Source organism: Mesorhizobium sp. P2_C4, from assembly GCF_056404575.1.
Genome location: NZ_JBFUDT010000001.1, coordinates 99,554 through 118,967, shown reverse-complemented (window position 1 = coordinate 118,967; position 19,414 = coordinate 99,554). Strand labels below are relative to the sequence as shown.

At 63.9% G+C, this 19,414-nt stretch carries 18 protein-coding genes and 1 tRNA gene; 11 read left to right on the top strand and 8 right to left on the bottom strand.

The genetic code is table 11. From position 1 onward, the window contains the following. Window positions 1-2: 2 nt before the first annotated feature. Window positions 3-710, bottom strand: coding sequence for a winged helix-turn-helix transcriptional regulator (locus AC1DX6_RS00620; protein WP_477310215.1), 708 nt, complete (start codon window positions 708-710; stop codon window positions 3-5). Between the two features lie 153 nt (window positions 711-863). On the opposite strand from AC1DX6_RS00620, the gene AC1DX6_RS00615 reads away from it, so the two are divergent. The 6 genes from AC1DX6_RS00615 to AC1DX6_RS00590 all read left to right on the top strand — a co-directional run bounded on the left by AC1DX6_RS00615 (window position 864) and on the right by AC1DX6_RS00590 (window position 7,027). Further along, window positions 864-1,310 carry a hypothetical protein gene (locus tag AC1DX6_RS00615; protein WP_477310213.1) on the top strand — a complete coding sequence of 149 codons (447 nt, stop codon included), beginning with the start codon at window positions 864-866 and terminating at the stop codon, window positions 1,308-1,310. 7 nt (window positions 1,311-1,317) lie between these two features. Further along, window positions 1,318-1,620, top strand: coding sequence for a YdhR family protein (locus tag AC1DX6_RS00610; RefSeq protein ID WP_477310211.1), 303 nt, complete (start codon window positions 1,318-1,320; stop codon window positions 1,618-1,620). A 703-nt stretch (window positions 1,621-2,323) separates the two neighbouring features. After that, window positions 2,324-3,304, top strand: coding sequence for a substrate-binding domain-containing protein (locus tag AC1DX6_RS00605; protein ID WP_477310209.1), 981 nt, complete (start codon window positions 2,324-2,326; stop codon window positions 3,302-3,304). Window positions 3,305-3,464: 160 nt separating this feature from the next. After that, window positions 3,465-4,970 carry a sugar ABC transporter ATP-binding protein gene (locus tag AC1DX6_RS00600; RefSeq protein ID WP_477310207.1) on the top strand — a complete coding sequence of 502 codons (1,506 nt, stop codon included), beginning with the start codon at window positions 3,465-3,467 and terminating at the stop codon, window positions 4,968-4,970. Window positions 4,971-5,059: 89 nt separating this feature from the next. Next, window positions 5,060-5,983 (top strand): ABC transporter permease, encoded by a 924-nt coding sequence (locus tag AC1DX6_RS00595; protein WP_477311869.1) that lies wholly within the window; start codon window positions 5,060-5,062, stop codon window positions 5,981-5,983. Window positions 5,984-6,007: 24 nt separating this feature from the next. Next, a complete protein-coding gene (locus AC1DX6_RS00590) occupies window positions 6,008-7,027 on the top strand; it encodes a LacI family DNA-binding transcriptional regulator (protein ID WP_477310205.1) in 1,020 nt (339 codons plus the stop codon). Between the two features lie 106 nt (window positions 7,028-7,133). Here the strand turns inward: AC1DX6_RS00590 and AC1DX6_RS00585 are convergent. Beyond that, window positions 7,134-7,208 (bottom strand) — tRNA-Gly (locus AC1DX6_RS00585). Window positions 7,209-7,429: 221 nt separating this feature from the next. Between AC1DX6_RS00585 and AC1DX6_RS00580 the strand changes: the two genes are divergently transcribed. From AC1DX6_RS00580 to AC1DX6_RS00565, 4 genes are all read left to right on the top strand, one after another. Continuing rightward, the gene (locus AC1DX6_RS00580) at window positions 7,430-7,927 is read left to right on the top strand and encodes a prolyl-tRNA synthetase associated domain-containing protein (protein WP_477310203.1); all 498 of its coding nucleotides are present in this window, start codon (window positions 7,430-7,432) and stop codon (window positions 7,925-7,927) included. An 81-nt stretch (window positions 7,928-8,008) separates the two neighbouring features. Continuing rightward, entirely contained in the window at window positions 8,009-8,992 is a 984-nt protein-coding gene (gene trxA / locus AC1DX6_RS00575; RefSeq protein WP_477310201.1) for a thioredoxin, read from the top strand. 182 nt (window positions 8,993-9,174) lie between these two features. Further along, window positions 9,175-9,846 (top strand): LON peptidase substrate-binding domain-containing protein, encoded by a 672-nt coding sequence (locus tag AC1DX6_RS00570; RefSeq protein ID WP_477310199.1) that lies wholly within the window; start codon window positions 9,175-9,177, stop codon window positions 9,844-9,846. A gap of 21 nt (window positions 9,847-9,867) precedes the next feature. Beyond that, on the top strand, window positions 9,868-10,110 hold the full coding sequence (locus AC1DX6_RS00565; RefSeq protein WP_477310197.1) for a Trm112 family protein: 243 nt from the start codon (window positions 9,868-9,870) through the stop codon (window positions 10,108-10,110). Between the two features lie 231 nt (window positions 10,111-10,341). Here AC1DX6_RS00565 and AC1DX6_RS00560 read toward each other — a convergent pair whose 3' ends face one another. The 4 genes from AC1DX6_RS00560 to AC1DX6_RS00545 form a co-directional block, all read right to left on the bottom strand. Beyond that, window positions 10,342-13,656 (bottom strand): error-prone DNA polymerase, encoded by a 3,315-nt coding sequence (locus AC1DX6_RS00560; RefSeq protein ID WP_477310195.1) that lies wholly within the window; start codon window positions 13,654-13,656, stop codon window positions 10,342-10,344. After that, the gene (locus AC1DX6_RS00555) at window positions 13,653-15,128 is read right to left on the bottom strand and encodes a DUF6504 family protein (protein WP_477310193.1); all 1,476 of its coding nucleotides are present in this window, start codon (window positions 15,126-15,128) and stop codon (window positions 13,653-13,655) included. Before AC1DX6_RS00555 ends, AC1DX6_RS00560 begins: the two co-directional genes overlap by 4 nt. Beyond that, window positions 15,070-16,080, bottom strand: coding sequence for an ImuA family protein (locus AC1DX6_RS00550; RefSeq protein ID WP_477310191.1), 1,011 nt, complete (start codon window positions 16,078-16,080; stop codon window positions 15,070-15,072). The genes AC1DX6_RS00555 and AC1DX6_RS00550 overlap by 59 nt, the downstream gene beginning before the upstream one ends. 248 nt (window positions 16,081-16,328) lie before the next feature. Beyond that, the gene (locus tag AC1DX6_RS00545; RefSeq protein ID WP_477310189.1) at window positions 16,329-16,961 is read right to left on the bottom strand and encodes a LysE family translocator; all 633 of its coding nucleotides are present in this window, start codon (window positions 16,959-16,961) and stop codon (window positions 16,329-16,331) included. Between the two features lie 137 nt (window positions 16,962-17,098). Here AC1DX6_RS00545 and AC1DX6_RS00540 point away from each other — a divergent pair, with 137 nt between their 5' ends. Further along, a complete protein-coding gene (locus AC1DX6_RS00540; protein ID WP_111544069.1) occupies window positions 17,099-17,521 on the top strand; it encodes a metallopeptidase family protein in 423 nt (140 codons plus the stop codon). Window positions 17,522-17,682: 161 nt separating this feature from the next. On the opposite strand, the gene AC1DX6_RS00535 is transcribed toward AC1DX6_RS00540, so the two are convergent. Together AC1DX6_RS00535 and AC1DX6_RS00530 are read right to left on the bottom strand one after the other, a co-directional pair. Next, window positions 17,683-17,889, bottom strand: coding sequence for a DUF1737 domain-containing protein (locus AC1DX6_RS00535; RefSeq protein WP_477250326.1), 207 nt, complete (start codon window positions 17,887-17,889; stop codon window positions 17,683-17,685). Window positions 17,890-18,013: 124 nt separating this feature from the next. Next, window positions 18,014-18,904: an HpcH/HpaI aldolase/citrate lyase family protein gene (locus AC1DX6_RS00530; protein ID WP_477310186.1), complete on the bottom strand. Its 891-nt coding sequence runs from the start codon at window positions 18,902-18,904 to the stop codon at window positions 18,014-18,016. Between the last annotated feature and the right edge of the window lie 510 nt (window positions 18,905-19,414).

The window sequence follows — 19,414 nt, the reverse complement described above, 5'->3', positions numbered from 1 at the left end:
CTTCAAGAAAGCTGGACAATTCCCTGGAGCCCTGCATAGACCGAGGTTCGTAGCCAGCGGTCCATGCTGCGGGCGAGGGCGGGGTCGCCGCTCAGAAAAAGGCGGCCCCTTTCTTTCTCGCGCTCGATGCTGGAGTGGCCCTCGATGATGGCCCCCAGTGAAACAACGCCGGTCTCGACGTAAAGGTCGACATCCCGGCCGGGGTCGAGCCAGCATAGCTCGGGGAAGTCCGCGCCTGGCTCGACCACAAACCAGCAGTTGGGACACTTCAGTGGGGGATCGTCGCGGAAATGGAAGCGGATGACGGCGCGCCGCCGCGGCAGTTCAGCGAGGTCGATCATTCGCCGCACGACCCACATGATGGTCGAAGCATCCGCACCGCTGAGCGCGATCTCCGCCTCGATGTTGCATAGCGCCCATTCCGCCAGCGCGTTCATCGCCGGTTCGAGCTTGATCGCCTTCTCGGTGCGGAAATAGTCGACGGTGCCCGCCGCCTTGTCCTCGACGCGCTCGACCAGGCCCGACGACTCCATCTCCTTGAGCCGCCTCGACAGGATGGCGGACGAGATGTTGCCCAACCCCTTGCGAATGTCGTTGAAGCGGGTCGAGCCGTTCCAGAGTTCGGTCAGGATTTGGATCGTCCAGCGCGGTTCAAGGATCTCGCAGGCAAGCGAGATCGGACAGATCAGTCCGTAAGGCCGACGCGTCATGGCCGGGCGCTCCTTTGCCGCAAGTTAGTCCTTGCGAAGGTCTAAGGCCAGTTCACAATCTGAAGCGGAACGCTTCTGAAGCTGCCCTATTGCCTGCCCGCCTTCCGCCGTCATGGTGATTGAACTCGGATGGTCAGACTTAGGAGCAAGAAAATGTTTGCTTTGAGAAAAATTCTCGCAGTGACTCTCTTGGCTACGGTGTCGTTCGGCTGGCCCGCGATGGCGACCGACGCGCCCAAGCTATCGCCTCTAAAATTCTCCAAGGAATGCAGTGGTTACAACGGTGAAACACCGAGCTTCTGTACAATTACCGAATCGAGTCTGAAGGAAATACCGGCTGGCACAAAGGTTCTTTATTATGGCCCTGTTCTCAGTAGCCCGCTATTTACGAGCAGCTCCGTCGTTCTCGCCGTTGGGCCAGGCGACTCCGCGATTGGTTATTGCATCGTCTATGACACCGCGAAACCGCCAACAGGACATTGCGCGTTCTCCGCAGGAAGCGGGACGTTGGCCGGCTTTCAAGCTATTCTGAACGTGACGGTCGATGACAAGCAAATTTGGCATTGGGAGGGCGGCTATCTTCTCGCAGCCGCGAAGTAGCACTCTTATGTCGGCTAAAATCCTGCAAATCAACTACAAGCTCAACGGGCCAAGGGCCGAGTACGAGAAAGAAAACCTGCCCTATGCTCAACCCATCGCGGACATACCTGGCCTGCGCTGGAAGGTCTGGATCATAAACGAGGCCCAAAGCGAAGCCGGCGGGATCTACCTGTTCGACGATGACGCCGCAGTGCAGGCCTTCCTGGACGGGCCGATTATTGCGGAGATGAAAGGTGACCCGACATTGAGCATCAAGGCGTTTGACGTGATCGCAGAACTCACGACCATCACACGTGGCCCGGTGAAGTAGTATTGCCGGAGCTTGGGAGGGCGCGTGTTGCGGACGAAGGAGCGCGGGTATCTTCATGCCGACTCCGCTGCCAACAGCATTCGGCATTCCTGAAGGACACTCGCTTGCGGACTGGGCGCGAACGCTGCTGGCCCTTGTCCATGAGTGGCGGACCCGCCGCGACAAAGCGCTCGCTTGGTCACCTGTCCAACTTGCATCTGCGCGACGTTGGCTTGACCAAAGCTGACGTCTGCTCCGACAGCTTCGATCGATCCGCCTCTCGCGCGCTCAAGAGTGCAGCGCAGAACCGCATGGGCAATTGGTGAGAAGGGAAAGCTGGCGTGTACAGCGCACATTTGGTCCCCGTTGATCCCCGGGGCGGAAGCCGCTTGACGGCGGCAAATGATCAGCCAAAATCCGGGCCGCGCCCCAGTGTCTAAGCCTTGGTTTCAGAAATTTGGCGCGGGTGAAGCGATTCGAACGCTCGACCTTGGCAAGGTTGCGCTCTACCCCTGAGCTACACCCGTTCGCACCGCCTTTGGGCCGCCCGTGATCCCCTGCGGAGCTATTCCCGTGCAAATGCCATGAATGCAGGCAACGGTGTGACCTTCTCTCATCGTCTCGATCGCTCTGGCAATGATATTGACACCGGACAAATAGTGGCACTTACTGGCGGCGTAATCGGTTACGTAACCGATTACGGTTCAATCAAGTGGAGGAACGCATGAGCAAGAACCCGAATACGCACGCCGCCCCCGGTCTCGATTCAAGCCCATTTTCGCGCCGCCAATTCCTCAAGACCAGCGTGCTGGCGGCGGGTGCACTGGCCATGCCGCTGGGACCGGCCATCGCGGCCGACAAACCGAAGGTCGGCCTGGTCATGAAGTCACTGGCGAACGAATTCTTCAAGCAGATGCAGGCCGGCGCCGAGGACTACGCGGCCAAGAACAAGGACAAGTTCGATTTCGCCGCCGTCGGCATGAAGGACGAGCGTGACTTTGCCGCGCAGGTCGACGCCATCGAGAATTTCATCACCCAGAAGTTCAATATCATCGTCGTCGCCCCGGCCGATTCGAAGGCCATGGTCACACCGATCGCGAAGGCGCTGAAGGCCGGCATCAAGGTGATCAACATCGACGTCGCGCTCGACGAAGAAGCCAAGAAGAAAGCCGGCATCGATCTCGCCTTCTTCGGGCCGGACAACCGCGCCGGCGCCAAGCTGGCGGGCGACGCGCTCGGCAAGGCGCTTGGCAAGGGTGGCAAGGTCGTCATCCTCGAAGGCAACCCGGAAGCCGACAATGCCAAGGAGCGCAAGCTGGGCTTCGACGACGCGGTGAAGGAACACGGGCTGGATCTGCTCGACAGCAAGACGGCACACTGGGAAACCGAGGAAGCCAACACGTTGATGACCAACTTCATGACCCAGCACCCCGACATTCAGGGCGTGATGGCGGCCAATGATTCGATGGCGCTCGGCGTCGTCAAGGCCATCGACGCGGCCGGCAAGTCCGACCAGATCAAGGTGGTCGGCTTCGACAATATCCCGGCTGTCGGACCGCTCCTGAAGAGCGGCAAGATGCTTGCCACGATCGAGCAGTATGGCGCCAAGATGGCTGCGCTGGGCATCGACTACGGCCTGCGCGAATTGGCCGGCGAGAAATTCTCCGGCTGGGTCAAGACCGACATCAAGCTCGTCACCGGCTAAGGCCGCCGAGCGGACCCTTGCATCTCCACGGCCGGGCGCAGATGCTCCGGCCTCGCATACGCCGCCATGGTCGCTTGCCAAGTCCTGGCGGCGATGACGGCGCCCGCCGTGGAGTCGATGCCCCTCGTCCAGGCGCGCGCGAAGTTCAGGATTTGTTGCCATGAAGGCGAACGATGCAATTCTAACCCTGGAAGGGGTCGGCAAGGTCTTTCCGGGAGCCATCGCGCTCAGCGGCGTCTCGCTCTGCATCGAACGCGGCGAAACCCACATCATTCTGGGCGAAAACGGCGCCGGCAAATCGACCCTGATCAAGCTGCTGGCGGGTATCTACCGGCCCGACAGCGGTGAGATCACCTTCAACGGCGCGCCATACCACCCGAAGACGCCTCACGATGCGCAGGCAGGCGGCATCCGCATCGTCCACCAAGAACTCAATCTGCTTCCGTATCTGAGCATCGCCGAGAACCTGATGCTGGAGAGCCTGCCTCGCCGCTTTGGCGTGGTCGATGGCAAGGTGCTCAAGCGGCGCGCTGTTGCACTGCTCAAGGAGGTCGGCCTGGACGTCGACCCGAAGATGCGCGTCGAGGAACTCGGTGTCGCGCAGATGCAACTCGTCGAGATCGCAAAAGCCCTTTGCTACGACAGCAAGCTTCTTGTCCTGGACGAGCCGACCGCGACGTTGACGCCACCGGAAATCGAACGCCTGTTCGCCATCATCAAGCGGCTGAAGGCAAAGGGTGTGACGATCATCTATATCTCGCATCGCCTGCATGAGGTCTTCGAGATCGGCGATCGGGTGACGGTGCTGCGCAACGGCCAGCTGGTGAGCACCCGCGACCTGCAGGGACTGACCGTGCCCGACCTCGTGCGCATGATGATCGGACGCGACATTGCGGACGAATACGGCTTCGACACCTCCATCGTGCCGGGCAAGGTCGCGCTCAGCGTCAAGGATCTGAAGCGCGACACTACGACACCCGCAATATCGTTCGACGTTCGACATGGCGAGATACTGGGGGTGGCCGGCCTCGTCGGCAGCGGCCGGACAGAGGCGATGCGGGCGCTGTTCGGCGCCGATGCAAAGATCGGCGGCGTCATCGAAGTCGACGGCGTGAGGGCCGCGATTTTCGCGCCGAAGGACGCCGTGCGGCATGGGCTGAGCCTGCTCACCGAAGATCGCAAGGGCCAGGGCCTGCTGCTCGACCTGCCGGTCGACCAGAACATAACCGTCACCGACCTCAGCAGGATCTCGCGGTTCGGTCTGCTCGATCGTGACGCGGAGGCCGCCGCTGCGACCGATCTGGTCGGCCAGTTGCGGGTCAAGACCAGCTCGATCGCCCAGGCCGTGCGCAACCTTTCGGGTGGCAACCAGCAAAAGGTGGTTCTGGCGAAGTGGCTGTTTCGCGGCACCTCGACGCTGATCCTCGACGAGCCGACGCGCGGCGTCGACATCGGCGCGCGACGCGAGATCTACCAGTTGCTGTGGATGCTGGCGGCGGCGCAGAAGGGCATCGTCATGGTATCGTCCGACCTGCCCGAACTGATGGGCATGTGCCACCGCATCATCGTTTTTTCGAAGAACAGGATCGTCGGCGACGTGCCACGATCCGAATTCGACCAGGAGCGCATCTTGTCGCTCGCCTATCAGGAGTATGTGCGACCATGAGCGACATGTCCGAAACCGCTGCGTCGGCACCTGCGTCCACGGCCAGGCCGAAGCTCCTGCGCTTTCTCGTCCGCGACGCCGGCGTGCTGATGGCGCTGGTGCTGATCACGCTGTTCTTCTCGCTCACGGCCCCCTATTTCGCCACGCCGGAGAACGCGCTGAAGATCTTCGTGCAGATCGCCATCAACACGGTGCTGGCGGCGGGCATGACCTTCGTCATCCTGACCGGCGGCATAGACCTCTCCGTCGGCTCGGTGCTTGCGCTCTGCACGGTCGTCGGAGCCACCATCATGACCAGCGAGAGCCTGACGCCGGCCCTCTCGATCACCTTGGCATTGGTCGGCTGCATGGCAACGGGCGCCGTCTGCGGCGCCCTCAACGGGCTGATCTCCACACGCTGGAAGATTCCATCCTTCATTGTCACGCTCGGCATGCTCAACATGGCAGCCGGCGCGGCGCGCGTGGTGAGCGACAATTCGACGATCACCGGCCTGCCGCAAAGCTTCATCGATTTCGGCAACCTCATCATCGGCGGCTTCCTGCCCTCGATCTTCCTCATCGCGGTGCTGGTGATCGCGGCCGGCTGGTTTGTGCTGCGCTTCACCGTTTTCGGCCGCATGATCTTCGCCGTCGGCACCAATGACGAGGCGGTGCGCCTCTCGGGCCACAATCCAGACGTCTACAAGATCGCCGCTTTCACGATCAGCGGTGCGACCGCCGGTATCGCGGCCATGGTCTATCTGCTGCGCCTGAACATCGGCAGCCCGATCGCGGGCGTCGGCTACGAGCTTAACGCCATCGCCGCGGTCATCATCGGCGGAACCAGCCTGAACGGAGGCAAGGGCTCCGTCATCGGTACGCTGGTCGGCGCCTGCATTCTCCAGGTGCTGAGCACCGGGCTGCAACTGCTCGGCGTCGGTGATAATTTCAAGCCGATCGTGATCGGCCTTGTCATCGTGCTGGCCGTCATCCTTGACGCCTACCGGGAAAGGCTGCTCAGGGTAATTCGCTAGAAAAATGCGCTGGGAAAGGGGACCATGACGACGATTGCCGATGTCGCGCGACATGCCGGGGTGTCCGTCGCCACCGTCTCGCATGTCATGAACCAGACACGCCATGTCGGACCGGAGACGGCCGAGCGGGTGCACGCGGCGATCGCGGCCTTGCGCTACAGCCCGAATTCGCTGGCCCGGAGCCTGCGGCGCGGCGAGACCAAGACCATCGGCCTGCTCCTGCCCGACAATTCCAATCCGTTCTTCGCCAGCGTCGCGCGCCAGATCGAGGACGCGGGTTTCCTGGCGGGCTACACGGTGATCCTGTGCAATTCGGACGGCAGCGCCGAAAAGGAGGAGCGCTACCTGTCCGTGCTGATAGCAAAACAGATCGACGGCCTGATCTTCGCCGGCTCGTCGGACCGCGCGCGGGTGTTCTCGCGTCTCTCCAAGACCAACGTGCCGGCGGTGCTGCTCGATCGCGAGATCCAGTCACTCAATATGGACTCGGTGCTGGTGGACCACCATCACGGTGGCTACCTCGCCGGTCAATATCTGATCAAGCTCGGCCACCGCACGTTTGGCGTCATCGGCGGCCCGCGCGATTCCAGTTCGAGCCCGGCCCGCCTGCTCGGCTTCGTCAGAGCGCTTCGCGAAGCCGGGCTGGACTTGCCTGCGGCGAGGGTGGTGGATTCCGACTATCAATTCGCCGGCGGGCGTCTGGCGATGGAGCGCCTGATGGCGCAGGCGCCCGAGATCACGGCGGTCTTCGCCTGCAACGACCTGATGGCCATGGGCGCGTTGACCGCGCTGCGCGCGCGCGGATTGCAGGTTCCCGAGGACATGTCGATGATCGGCTTCGACGACATACCCTATGCCGTCACCACCTGGCCGCCGCTGACGACGGTCGCACAACCGGTCGAGAAAATAGGAACGCGGGCTGTGAGCCTGCTGCTGGATCGCCTCGGCGACCCGGCGGCCCAGTCGCGCCGTGAAATCCTCCTGCCTGTCCTCGTCGAAAGGGAAAGCTGTGCTCCTTGGCCGCGTGGAAGAGGCAACTCATAGGCGGCTGGCGCCGAGGGCGAACGCATGACGCCCCGTCCATCACCCAGAAACGAAAAAGCCGCGGCGGACCGCGGCTTTTCATGTGCTTGATTCCCCTGGAGGAAATTGGAGCGGGTGAAGCGATTCGAACGCTCGACCCCAACCTTGGCAAGGTTGTGCTCTACCCCTGAGCTACACCCGCTCGCACGGCCGTTGGGCCGCAAGCCGGGCCTATATGGCCGAAGAGCGCGGCGATTGCAACAGGGAAATCGCAGGCTTTTTGGCCGCACCCGGCGGCGCCGACAAACCTTTCGGACCCACGCGCGGCGATAAGCCCGTATTGCCTTGTTGCACGACGGTCTTGTCTCGACGGCATCATTGGCCGTAAACGGCAGGCCTGAACCGCGACAGAGAAAAATACCGATGCCGAAGACCGAAGCCGAGCTTTTCGCCTTTCTCGCCGAACTCGGCATTGCCGTCGAGACGCGGCGCCATCCGCCGCTGTTCACGGTTGCCGATTCGCAGGCGCTGCGCGGGGAAATTGCCGGCGGGCACACCAAGAACCTGTTCCTCAAGGACAAGAAGGACAATGTCTTCCTGGTCAGCGTCGGCGAGGAGGCCGAGGTCGACCTCAAGCAGATCCACCATCTCATCGGCGCCTCGGGCCGCGTTTCCTTCGGCAAGCCGGAATTGCTGATGGAGCTGCTCGGCGTGGTTCCGGGCGCGGTCACGGTGTTCGGGCTGATCAACGATACGGCGCGCAGGGTCAAGGTGGTTCTCGACCAGGAGTTGATGGCGCATGCGGTGATCAACGCCCATCCGCTGACCAATGAAGCCACGACATCGATCGCCGCCGCCGACCTGATCAAATTCGTCGAGGCAACCGGGCATGATGCTGTTATCTTGAAAGTCTCGGCGTGATCGCCACATGGTGGCTGGCTTTGTGAAAAAAGGCGTTGCGCCTGTCCTTGGGACCAGCGGCGCGACCGAAAGGGTGACGAGATGAGTGACAACAATCCGTTTGGCGGCGCCAGTGGCCAGTATTCCACCACCGTGCAGTATGGCGGCACCGAGGCCGCCCGCCCGAAAGTAGCCGTTGGCGGGGCGCCGGCCGGCGATGTCATCAAGGACACGACGACCGCGGCCTTTGCCGCCGACGTTGTCCAGGAATCGCGCCGCCAGCCGGTTCTGGTCGATTTCTGGGCGCCGTGGTGCGGCCCGTGCAAGCAGCTGACACCGCTGCTGGAAAAGGCGGTGCGCGCCGCCGGCGGCAAGGTCAAACTGGTCAAGATGAACATCGACGACCATCCGTCGATCGCCGGCCAGCTCGGCATCCAGTCGATCCCGGCGGTCATCGCCTTCAAGGACGGCCAGCCGGTCGACGGTTTTATGGGCGCCATCCCGGAGAGCCAGATCGCCGAATTTATCACCAAGGTCGGCGGCAAGGGCAATGGTGCGCCGCCGGTGGCCGAGGCGCTGGCTGCGGCGGCGGAAGCCCGCGGGGCCGGCGATCTGCAGACCGCGGCCGACATTTATGACGCCATCCTGGAGCAGGCGCCGGAGACGATCGAGGCGATTGCCGGGCTGGGCGACCTGTTGTTCGAGGCCGGCGACACCGCAGGCGCCGAAGAGGTTCTGGCCAAGGCGCCGGAGGCCAAAAAGGATGCGCCGGTGCTTGCCGCCGTGCGCGCCAGGATCGCGCTTGCCGCGCAAGCGGCGGCCCTTGGCAATCCGGCCGAGTTCGAGCAGCGCCTCGCCGCAAATCCCGGCGATCATCAGGCCCGCTTCGATCTGGCCATGATCCAGAATGCCAAAGGCGAACGCACGCAGGCCGCCGACAATCTGCTGGCGATCATCAAGGCCGACCGAACCTGGAATGACGACGGCGCCAAGACGCAGCTGCTGCAGTTCTTCGAGGCCTGGGGCATGACCGACGAGGCGACGCTTGCGGCACGGCGCAAACTGTCGTCGCTGCTGTTTTCGTAGAGCCGGTTTAGGCTGTTTTTGGCGGATGGCCTTGCGGCTGACGGTGGCTGCGCCAGATTAGACGGCAAGAGATCGGGCCGGACCGATCCGCTTCCTGTTGGCATGGCTTGCGCCCTGCCGGATTGCGACGGGCAAAGTTCCGGATTTGACGCGCTTCGTGACGAAGCGATCGGAGGATTGAGGTGCAGGCGGGAAACGCGCACTACCGGCAGGCCAAGGATTTGCCGTCGACGATCGCGATCTTTCCGCTCGAAGGCGCGCTGCTGTTGCCCGGCGGCCGCATGCCACTCAATATTTTCGAGCCGCGCTATCTGCAGATGGTGGATGAGGCGATCGCCGGATCGCGGCTGATTGGCATCATCCAGCCCAGCCTCGACGGCGCCTTGCGCGCTGACGGCGAGCCGGAACTCTGCAATGTCGGCTGCGCCGGGCGCATCATCTCGCTGGCCGAGAGCGGCGACGGCCGCTACCTGATTTCGCTGCAAGGCGTCTGCCGGTTCCGCATCGCGCATGAACTCCCGGCCAAAACCCCGTTTCGCCAGGGCAAGATCGCGCCCTTCCTCGCCGATCTCCGTGAAGATCAAGCGGCGAGCGAGATCGATCGGCCCGCGCTGCTGAGGGCATTTCGCGCCTATCTGCAGGCCAATGATCTGGAAGCCGACTGGGAAAGCGTCAGCCGCGCCGAAAACGCCATGCTGGTCAACGCGCTGTCGATGATGGCGCCCTACGGGCCGGCTGAGAAACAGGCGCTGCTCGAAGCGCCGGATCTGAAGACACGCGCCGAAACGCTGATCGCCATCACCGAAATGGCGCTGGCGCGCGAGAATGAGGATTTTGGCTCGAGTTTACAGTAGCGGCAACAGGGAGAGGGCGTGATGGCGGAGGATGAGCGTGACGGCAAGAAGGCCAGGGTCGATCCCAAGCTGCTGGAACTGCTGGCCTGCCCGCTGACCAAGGGCCCGCTGGCCTGGGATCCGGAGCGCGGCGAATTGATCTCAAGGGTGGCAAAGCTCGCCTATCCGGTGCGCGACGGCATCCCGATCATGCTGCCTTCCGAGGCGCGGGCGATCTCGGCCGAGGACTTGCTGTCGCCACCGCGGCCGGGTGGGCCTTCCTGAATTCGAGCGCCACTGCTGCGCAGAAGGTTGCCAAGGCTGGCGGGACAGCGCCCCCCTCTGTCCTGCCGGACATCTCCCCCACAAGGAGGGAGATTGGATGTCGCCTCGGCTTTCGCCAATCTCCAACGATTAGGAAGAGAGCCGGCGGCGAAGCTGCCGATCTCCCCCCGTGTGGGGGAGATGCCCGGTAGGGCACTGCCCCGCCCACGTTTCGCGCAGAAGCCATACGCCCTATTGAAAGTTCCGCCCCTTGGGCATTACCCTCTCCGCCTCTCCCGACAGCGTCGCGATATCCTGTCTGATCGGCGCGTCCCGTACAGCAGGTCGCTCGGCGCTTTGATCGGGGGCCGCGCTGACCTTCTCCAGCAGCGCGGTCAGCCAGGGCGTCAGGTCCTCGACCTTTTCGGCGACGATGTGGATCACGTCCGATTCCGACTGCAATTTTCCGGTGACGCGGACGAAGCGTGCGCCCATGACGATGGGCCGAAACCGCTCAAAGGTTCTCTGCCAGAAAATGACGTTGGCGACCGCCTTGTCGTCTTCCAGTGTCAGGAAAATCGCGTTGCCCTTGCCGGGCCGCTGGCGCACCAGGACGAGGCCGGCGACGGAGACCCGCCTGCCATCGCGCACGAAGCCCAGTCGGGCATTGGGGGTGACGCCGGCACGATCCAGCCGCTCGCGCAGGAAGGCGACCGGATGCGCCTTCAGCGACAGGCCGAGCGAGCGGTAGTCGTGGATGACATGCTCGCCAAGCGGCATTGTCGGCAGCCTGGTCTGCGGCTCCAGCTCGCGCAGGCGGATTTCGGGCTGGTCGAACAAAGGCAGCTTTTCGGCGGCACTCTTGCCGTCCAGTGCGCGCACCGCCCACAGGGCTTCACGGCGGTCGAGGCCGAGCGAGCGGAAAGCGTCGGCCTGCGCCAGTCTTTCGATGTCACCGACGTCGAGGCCGGAGCGCAGCCAGACATCCCTGACGGTTGTGTAACCGGTGCCGCGCCGTTGGACGAACAGATCCATGCGCTCCTTGGAAAGTCCCTTGATCTGGCGGAAGCCGAGCCTGACGGCATGGTTGGTGCGGATGACGCCGCGCATCTGCGCATGGCGTTCAAGGACCCGTGCCGGATTGAAGGCCGATTCCTCCAGGGCGCAGTCCCAGGCGGAATGATTGACGTCGACCTCGCGGATGTCGACGCCATGGTCGCGTGCGTCGCGAACCAGCTGGGCCGGTTGGTAAAAGCCCATCGGCTGCGAGTTCAGGATCGCGACGCAGAACACGTCGGGATAGAAAGTTTTGAACCAGCAGGAGGCATAAACCAGCAGCGCGAAGGACGCGGCATGGCTTTCGGGAAAGCCGTATTCGCCGAAGCCTTCGATCTGCTTGAAACAGCGCTCGGCGAAGTCTTTCTCGTAGCCCCTTTTCATCATGCCATCGACCATGCGCTGGCGGTAATTGCCGATGGTGCCGGTGCGCTTGAAGGTGGCCATGGCGCGGCGCAACTCATCGGCCTCGCCCGGCCTGAAGCCGCCGGCGACGATGGCGATCTTCATCGCCTGTTCCTGGAACAGCGGCACGCCCAGCGTCTTGCCGAGAATTTCCTTCAACTCCGGCTTGGGATACTCCGCCTGCTCCTTGCCTTGCCGGCGGCGGAGATAAGGATGCACCATGTCGCCCTGGATCGGGCCGGGCCGCACGATCGCGACCTCGATGACGAGGTCGTAAAAATTCTGCGGCCGCAGGCGCGGCAGCATCGACATCTGGGCACGCGATTCGATCTGGAAAACACCGAGCGTGTCGGCACGGCAGATCATGTCGTAGACTCGGCTGTCCTCCGCCGGCAAGGTGGCCAGCACATAGGGTTGGCCATAGTCGTCGCGCGCATCCGGATAATGATCCGTGAGCAAGGTGAAGGCGCGCTGCAGACAGGTCAGCATGCCGAGCGCCAGAATATCCACCTTGAGGATTTTCACCGCGTCGAGATCGTCCTTGTCCCACTCGACCATCTTGCGTTCGTCCATCGCCGTCTTGACGATGGGAACGATCTCGTCCAGCCGGTCCCTGGTGATGACGAAGCCGCCGACATGCTGGGAGAGATGGCGGGGAAAGCCCATGATCTCGTTGGCGTGGGCGAGCACATGCCGTGTCGACGGGTCGGCCCGGTCGATACCGCCGGCTTTTGCTTCCTTTTCGCCGAGCTCCGAGGTCGACCAGCCCCAGATCGAGCCGGACATCGCGCCCCGGACATCATCGGACAGGCCCATCGCCTTGGCGACTTCGCGCAGTGCCGAGCGGCCGCGATAGCTGACGACGGCTGCGGCCAATGCGGTGCGTTTGGCGCTGTATTTGTTGTAGATGTACTGCATGACGATCTCGCGCTTTTCGTGCTCGAAATCGACGTCGATGTCGGGCGGTTCGTTGCGCTCCTCGGAAATGAAGCGCTCGAACAGCGTGTCGATCCGGTCGGGTCCGACCTCGGTGATGCCGATGCAGAAGCAGACGATCGAATTGGCGGCGGAGCCGCGCCCCTGGCAGAGAATATCCTGGCTGCGGGCGAACTTGACGATGTCGTAGACCGTCAGGAAGTAGCGCGCATAGTTCAGGCGCTCGATCAGCGCGAGCTCTTCGCCAATGCGCTGGAATACGGAAGCAGGGACGCCCGCCGGATAGCGCGTGGCGGCCCCCTCCCTGGCCAATCGTTCGAGCTCGGCCTGTGGCCCAAGACCCGATTCCGTCGGCTCGTCAGGATAATTGTATTGGAGGTCGCTGAGCGAGAAAGTCAGCTCGCCAGCAAAAATCTGCGTCTCCATCAGTGCTTGCGGATGGCGGCGGAACAGGCGGGCCATTTCCAGCGGCGGCTTCAGATGCCGCTCGGCATTGGCGGTCAGCTCCAGTCCGGCCTCGGCGACGGGTACGTTGAGGCGGATCGCCGTCAGCACGTCCTGCAGCGAGCGGCGCTCCGCCGTGTGGTAGAGAACGTCGTTGGTTGCCATCAGTGGTATCGAGGTGACGTCCGCCAGACCCGCGGCCTGCTCGATACGAAAGCGATCGTTGCCCCGATAGTCCGGCGCAACCGCCAGCCGCACATTGCTGCCGAAGCGGCCCTTGAGCTGGCGCAGCAGGGCGAGCCCGTCCGCGGCGCCCGCCGTCAGATCGGGCAGGATCGCCAGCGACATCTGATCGCCCCATTCGAGCAGGTCGTCGCGGGTGAGCAGGGTTGCGCCCTTTTCGTTTTCGTCGCGCAGATTGGCTTGGGTGAGCATGCGGCAGAGATGCCCCCAGCCCTTGCGGTCTTGCGGATAGGCGAGAACGTCGGGCGTGCCGTCGCCGAAAACCAGCCGGCAGCCGGGATGATAGGCAAGGTGCTCGACCTTGGCCTGCTGCCAGGCGCGCACCACGCCGGCCACCGTGTTGCGGTCAGCAAGGCCGATCGCTGAAAACCCGAGAAGCTTGGCCGCGACCACCAGCTCCTCCGGCTTCGAGGCGCCGCGCAAGAAGGAGAAATTCGACTGGATGCCGAACTCGGCATAGGGAATGACGGTCAGCGCGTTCATGCGAAGACACCGTGCATGAACCAGCGGGGCGAAGGTTGCCCGGCGCCGTAAAGACCCTGGCGGTAGAGCCAGTAACGGCGGCCGTCGCTGTCCTCGATGCGGAAATAATCGCGGGTCGGCGCGTCTTCCTGGCCCTGTTGCTGGCGCCACCATTCCGGCGCGATGCGTTCCGGCCCCTCGGCGCGGGTGACCCGGTAGAGCGCGCGCCGCCAGCGGAAATTCATCGGCGGTCCCTCGGGCAGTTCGGTTGCCGGCACCTCGATCGGCTCGGGCGAACGGAACAGCCGGATCGGCCGCTCCGGCCGAAAGACGGTCACTGGTACTTTCATCCGCTCCGGTTTTTTCGGCGGCGTGGTCCGTTGCGGCGCCTCGGTGAAGGGCAGCGTGGCGACGGCGCGCTCGGGCAGATGGCTGTCGACGGCGACCGGTTGCAGAACCGCACCGTCGCCGAGCCGGGCGCGGATGCGGTCGGAAAACAGCGCGATGTCGGCGCCGTCATCCTCGGCCTCGCCGGTGAGGTCGGCCTGCTGCATGTCGAAGGCAGCCGCCGACAGAACCGAGAGGCGCACGAGATCGAAGCCATAGCCGGCATCGATATCCTGTTCGAGCGCCGCCAGCCGCTCATGGAACAGCCTCTGGACCAGCAGCGGTTCGCGCAACGGGCGCGAGGTGCCGACAGCGATACGGCTGACGGCGCCATCGACGCGAAACAATAGCAGCGCCAGCGTTCTGGCACCCTCGCCGCGGCGCTCGAGATCGGCCTTCAAGGTCGTCGCCAGCAGCCGCACCAGCCGCTCGATCTCGTCGGTCAAAATGACGGGCTCGGCGAGGTGGCGTTCGACCGAAAGCGGGGCGACCGGCAGGCGCGGCGACACCGCCTCGTCGAGGCGGCCGAGCGCCTGGTCGAGGCGCAACAGCAGGGTTGCGCCGAAGCGGCGGGCAAGCGGCGCGCGCGGTGCCGCCATGACGGCGCCGGCGGTGCGCAGGCCGACGCTTTCAAGGCTGGCGCGGATGTCCGGGTCGATGCGCAACGCCGCCAAGGGCAAGGGCGCGAGCAACGCGTCTTCCTCGCCTGACACAACGATAAGGTCGCCGGAAAACCGCGCTGCCGCCCAGGCGGCGCCCGGCGTGGCGGCAAGTCCGGCACGGACATCAAAACCCTGATGGAAGAAGCGCGACAGGATGTCGTCCAGCATGGCGCGTTCGCCGCCGAACAGATGGGTGCAGCCGGTGACGTCGAGGAACAGGCCGTCAACCCCGTCCAGTGCCACCAGCGGGGTGTAGCGGTCGCACCAGTCGGCGAGGCCTTCGAGCAGGCGGCGGTCGGCCTCCGGATCGGCTTCGACGATGTCGATCGACGGATGCATGGCGCGCGCGTCGGCGATGCCCATGCCGCGCTTCAGATGCAGCGCCTCAGCCCGCTCGTCGAGGGCTGAGATGCGCTGGGCGTTGCGGTCGCGATGGCTGATCACCAGTGGCAGGTGATCCGACGGCCGGGAACGCCAGGACCGCCCCAGACGCTGCCGCAATATCCTCTCGGCGGCCAGATGCGGGAACCACAGCGACAGAATCCGTTGCCCGTTCTCGCTGGGGCCGTCTTTCCTCAAAAGCGTGTTCATCGGGGTTCCACTCCAGTGTGAATTGTCCAGGCAGAGCCGTGCGGCTCTTGCCGATGCTGATGGTGAAGGCGGGGCGGCCGATCGAACCGGCGAGCGGCCCGGCGACCGTGCTGCGCGGTGCCGAAGGCGCCGACGACACAATGAGGCGCACGGGGGCCGCCGTCGGCTCGGCCTCGCCGGCCTGCCGCAGCAGGAACACCGGCCGGCCGGCGCTCTGCGCCCGAGCATGCAGGCGGCGCGTTGCGGTGAGATCGAGCCGCTGCGGACTGCCGCGTATCTCGAGAATGACGGCGGCCAGCGCCGTCATCTTCGCGGCTTCCTCGGCAATCCACAGCGCGTCGACAAGTCTCGGCGCCTGCGAAAACAGCAACTGTTCCGGCGCGATGCCGAAAAAGCCGTGCAGCCCTTTGGCATAGGGAAAGCCGGCCTCGCGAAAAATCTCCGTGGTGCCGATCCACAGCACCGGCAGGCGCGGTCCTTGCCTGAGGATCAGGCTGATCAGCGACAGCGCAAAGCCGGCGACGGCTCCGGCATCGCGGGTTTCCACGCCATGGATCTCGCTCAGCGCGGCTTTCGGCAGGCCGCCGCTCAAGGCGGCGTCGAGACGCTCGGCGCCGGTGTGCAAAAATGCATCCGGCGCGGCCACGGCGAGCCCGCGGCGGACGATCGTGACATCGGCCGTCACATCGGCGTCAAGCGACGGGCCGGCCGGCGCCTCCAGGCGCTGGGGCAGCGTTCCCTCGATCTTCGCGATCTGGCGGCGCAGGGCAAAAACAGTCTCCCGCGCCACGGCGGTCATCGCCATGACGGTCAGCTTCCACTCACAATTGTTCCTGTTATGTTCCTATAGATTCCAGAGGGGACCGGAAGAGTCAAGCGGAGTCATGGGGAATTTATTCCTCTGCCATCGTTGCCACGACATAGCCGAGCAGCGCAACGGAGCAGAATTCTGCACCGTGGCATCGCACAGAAGTCGCGGCATGGATCCTCGGGTCTGCGCTGCGTCGCTGCGCTCCTTGCTCCGCCCGTGGATGACGAAAGCGATGGGCGTTTCTAGCGCTGGCCGCCGAAGGCCAGCCGTGCCGCAAGCCCGGCAAAGACGGTTCCGAGCAGGATCTGCGGCGCCCGCCGAAACCGGGTGCGTCTCGACAAGGCCGCGCCGATGCGGCTCGCGGTCAGGATGACCAGGCCATTGACCAATAGTCCGATCAGGTTGAGCACGGTCGCCAGCACCAGTATCTGCGCCGCCACGGAACCGGCTTGCGGCTGGACGAATTGCGGGAAAAGCGCCAGCACGAACAGCGCCATCTTCGGGTTGAGCAGGTTGGTCAACAATCCCTGCCGGAAGATGCGCGTTTGCGAGTAGCGCGGCAGGCCGGCCACCGGTGCAAGGACTGCTCCATCGGAGCTGAAGGCTTTCCAGGCGAGATAGGCGAGGTAGGCCGCTCCGGCATAACGGACGATGTCGTAAGCGATGGGGGCGGCGAGGAACAGCTGCGACAGGCCGAAGGCGGCGGCCAGCGCATGGCAATAGGTGCCGGCGGCGATGCCGGCATAAGTCGCCAGGCCCGCCGCGCGTCCCTGGCTGGCGCTGCGGGATGCGATCAAAAGCATGTCCGGCCCCGGCGTCGCGGTCAGAGCGAGGCAAGCGATTGCGAAAAGTCCAAGTGTGGAAAGGTCCGGCATGAGAACTCCTGTTTTTCATGGCCGGAACTGACCCCTACGCGATTCCCCCGCGGTGGCAAAGGCGCTGGAGCAGGAATTGCCGCGTCATTTGCCGATTCCTGAGGGAAAGCCTATATGCCGGGGTCAAAGGACAAAGCATGGCTCGCATCTACAAGACCCGCACCTGGCACGACGAACTCTCGCCCTCGATGGAGGAGATGGAGTTCCTGGCGCTGGAGGCGTACGCGCATCTGCCGGAGGATTTTCGCAAGCTGACCGGCGAAATCGTCATCCAGATCGCCGAATTCCCGACCGACGAGATCATGGATGATTTGTCGCTGGAAACGCCTTTCGACCTGCTCGGCCTGTTCGAGGGCCGCGGCATCGCCGAGCGCTGGAACCCGCAGACCGGCGAGGGCCCGAACCGCATCACCCTCTACCGCCGCGCCATCCTCGACTACTGGTCCGAGAACGAAGAGACGCTGGGCGACATCGTCACCCACGTGCTGATCCACGAGATCGGCCACCATTTCGGTCTGTCGGATGATGATATGGAAAAGATCGAAGAGGCGGCTGAGTAGGCTGTGTCGATATTCAGGTGATGCCGGCCTGCAAATGGCTGATACCTGCGCTTCCGGTGCTCACGTACGAAAAGTACGCTCCGCTCCGGTTCTCGGTGTCAGCCATTTTCGACTCGGCCTGACCTGAATCTCAACACACCCTGCGTCGGAGCTTGGCAAAACTACCAGTCGCTGAGCTTGGTGTCGGGCCCGTATTCCTGGCCTTCGATGTCCTTCACCACGGCCTGGCCGCAGCGCATGGTTTTTGCCTTCTTGTCATAGGCATAGGTCGGCGAGCCGAACAGGTGCCAGCCCTTGTTCAGCGCCGCCGTCACCTTGTGACAGAAGGTGGCGTCGTCCGGAGCGGACAGAAAGCGGTAGAGTTTCATTTTTCAGTTCCTGTCGTGAGTACCAAAGCCCGCGTGGGCATTTTTTGATTTTGAGTATGATCTTTTCCGAAAACCGGTTCCCACTTTTCGCTGACGCGGTCCTTCGGTTCGGGATCATGCTCGATCATGCCCCGATGGCGGCCGCCTTCGCCAGCAGTTTTTCGGCCTGCGCCAGGTGCAGCCGCTCGACCATTCTCCCGTTCAGCGCAATCACGCCCTTGCCGGCATTTTCGGCAAGCGCGAAGGCGTCTTTCACCGCGCGCGCCTCGGCCAAGGCTTCGGGCGACGGCGCAAAGGCGCGGTTGGCGGCCTCGATCTGGGCCGGGTGGATAAGCGACTTGCCGTCGAACCCCATGGCGGCTGCCTCGGCGCATTCGCGGGCAAGGCCGTCGGCATCGCGAAAATCGTTGAAGACGCCGTCGAGCATGTCGAGACCGCCGGCGCGCGCGGCCAGCAGCATCTGCATCAGCCAGGGCACGAGATAGCGCCGGTCAGGGGTGGCCGACACGCCGGTCTCCTTGACCAGATCATTCGTTCCGGCAACGAAACAAGTTAGCCGCGAGGCCGGGTCGCGGCCAAGCTCGGCGATGGCGCCGATGTTGAGCATGGCCTTTGGGGTCTCGATCATCGCCCATAATTTCACTGTGTCGGGGGCAAAATTGTCGTCCAGGACATCACCGACTTCGAGAATGTCGCGCGGCGTGGCGACCTTGGGCAAAAGGATGCCGTCGGGCTCGCAGCCAGCGACGGCCATCAGATCGTCGGTGCCCCATTCGCTGGCCAGCGCGTTGACGCGCACCACCATCTCGCAGCGCCGCCCGTTGGCAACCGGCCGGTTGGCGAAAATACCCTTCAGCTTTTCGCGGCCGGCACTCTTGTCGGCCGGGGTTACGGCATCTTCCAGGTCGATGATGATTGCGTCGCAGGCAAGCTGCGCGATCTTGGCCAACGCCTTGTCGTTCGAGGCCGGGATGTAAAGCACCGAGCGGCGCGGGCGGTAGGGTTCGGTCGTCATGGCTCGATCTATGCCGGCTGAAGGCGGCTGAGGCAAGCGCGCAAGGCAATGAGACGAGCCAATCGCCGAGGGTGGCGCCGCCCCTCACCTGCCTGCCGGCATCCTCAGCAGTTGCGGAAGAGCGCCCTTCCTCTCCCCCGTCGATCGGGGGAGAGGTGTCGAGCGAAGCTCGACGGAGTGGGGGTCGACCCTGGGGCGAGGCGACGCTTGCCCTTCCTATCTCCGTTCGCGGCGATTGCCAGGTGGTTCCCCCACTCCGTCTCGGCTTCGCCGAGCCACCTCTCCCCCCTCCGGAGGGAGAGGAAGGGAGCCTGTCCTGCACGAAAACTGCACGTTTCTACAGAAAACCTCCTCCGTTACGCCCTGCCGTTTCCACCCATGCCCACGACAACAGCGGCATGCAACAGCGAAACACCCCCCGTTGGTCCCTGCCGTACCGGCTCCGTAACGAAAGCTGGTGGCTCGTGGATCCGCCGCGCAGCGAGGCAACCCTCCTCCCTTTCATCCGCA

Bases quoted from the DNA above. Each gene is read 5' to 3' on its own strand.
- AC1DX6_RS00620 (WP_477310215.1), bottom strand. From the start codon at position 710: ATGACGCGTCGGCCTTACGGACTGATCTGTCCGATCTCGCTTGCCTGC.
- AC1DX6_RS00615 (WP_477310213.1), top strand. From the start codon at position 864: ATGTTTGCTTTGAGAAAAATTCTCGCAGTGACTCTCTTGGCTACGGTG.
- AC1DX6_RS00610 (WP_477310211.1), top strand. From the start codon at position 1,318: ATGTCGGCTAAAATCCTGCAAATCAACTACAAGCTCAACGGGCCAAGG.
- AC1DX6_RS00605 (WP_477310209.1), top strand. From the start codon at position 2,324: ATGAGCAAGAACCCGAATACGCACGCCGCCCCCGGTCTCGATTCAAGC.
- AC1DX6_RS00600 (WP_477310207.1), top strand. From the start codon at position 3,465: ATGAAGGCGAACGATGCAATTCTAACCCTGGAAGGGGTCGGCAAGGTC.
- AC1DX6_RS00595 (WP_477311869.1), top strand. From the start codon at position 5,060: ATGGCGCTGGTGCTGATCACGCTGTTCTTCTCGCTCACGGCCCCCTAT.
- AC1DX6_RS00590 (WP_477310205.1), top strand. From the start codon at position 6,008: ATGACGACGATTGCCGATGTCGCGCGACATGCCGGGGTGTCCGTCGCC.
- AC1DX6_RS00580 (WP_477310203.1), top strand. From the start codon at position 7,430: ATGCCGAAGACCGAAGCCGAGCTTTTCGCCTTTCTCGCCGAACTCGGC.
- trxA (WP_477310201.1), top strand. From the start codon at position 8,009: ATGAGTGACAACAATCCGTTTGGCGGCGCCAGTGGCCAGTATTCCACC.
- AC1DX6_RS00565 (WP_477310197.1), top strand. From the start codon at position 9,868: ATGGCGGAGGATGAGCGTGACGGCAAGAAGGCCAGGGTCGATCCCAAG.
- AC1DX6_RS00560 (WP_477310195.1), bottom strand. From the start codon at position 13,656: ATGAACGCGCTGACCGTCATTCCCTATGCCGAGTTCGGCATCCAGTCG.
- AC1DX6_RS00550 (WP_477310191.1), bottom strand. From the start codon at position 16,080: ATGGCGATGACCGCCGTGGCGCGGGAGACTGTTTTTGCCCTGCGCCGC.
- AC1DX6_RS00545 (WP_477310189.1), bottom strand. From the start codon at position 16,961: ATGCCGGACCTTTCCACACTTGGACTTTTCGCAATCGCTTGCCTCGCT.
- AC1DX6_RS00540 (WP_111544069.1), top strand. From the start codon at position 17,099: ATGGCTCGCATCTACAAGACCCGCACCTGGCACGACGAACTCTCGCCC.
- AC1DX6_RS00535 (WP_477250326.1), bottom strand. From the start codon at position 17,889: ATGAAACTCTACCGCTTTCTGTCCGCTCCGGACGACGCCACCTTCTGT.
- AC1DX6_RS00530 (WP_477310186.1), bottom strand. From the start codon at position 18,904: ATGACGACCGAACCCTACCGCCCGCGCCGCTCGGTGCTTTACATCCCG.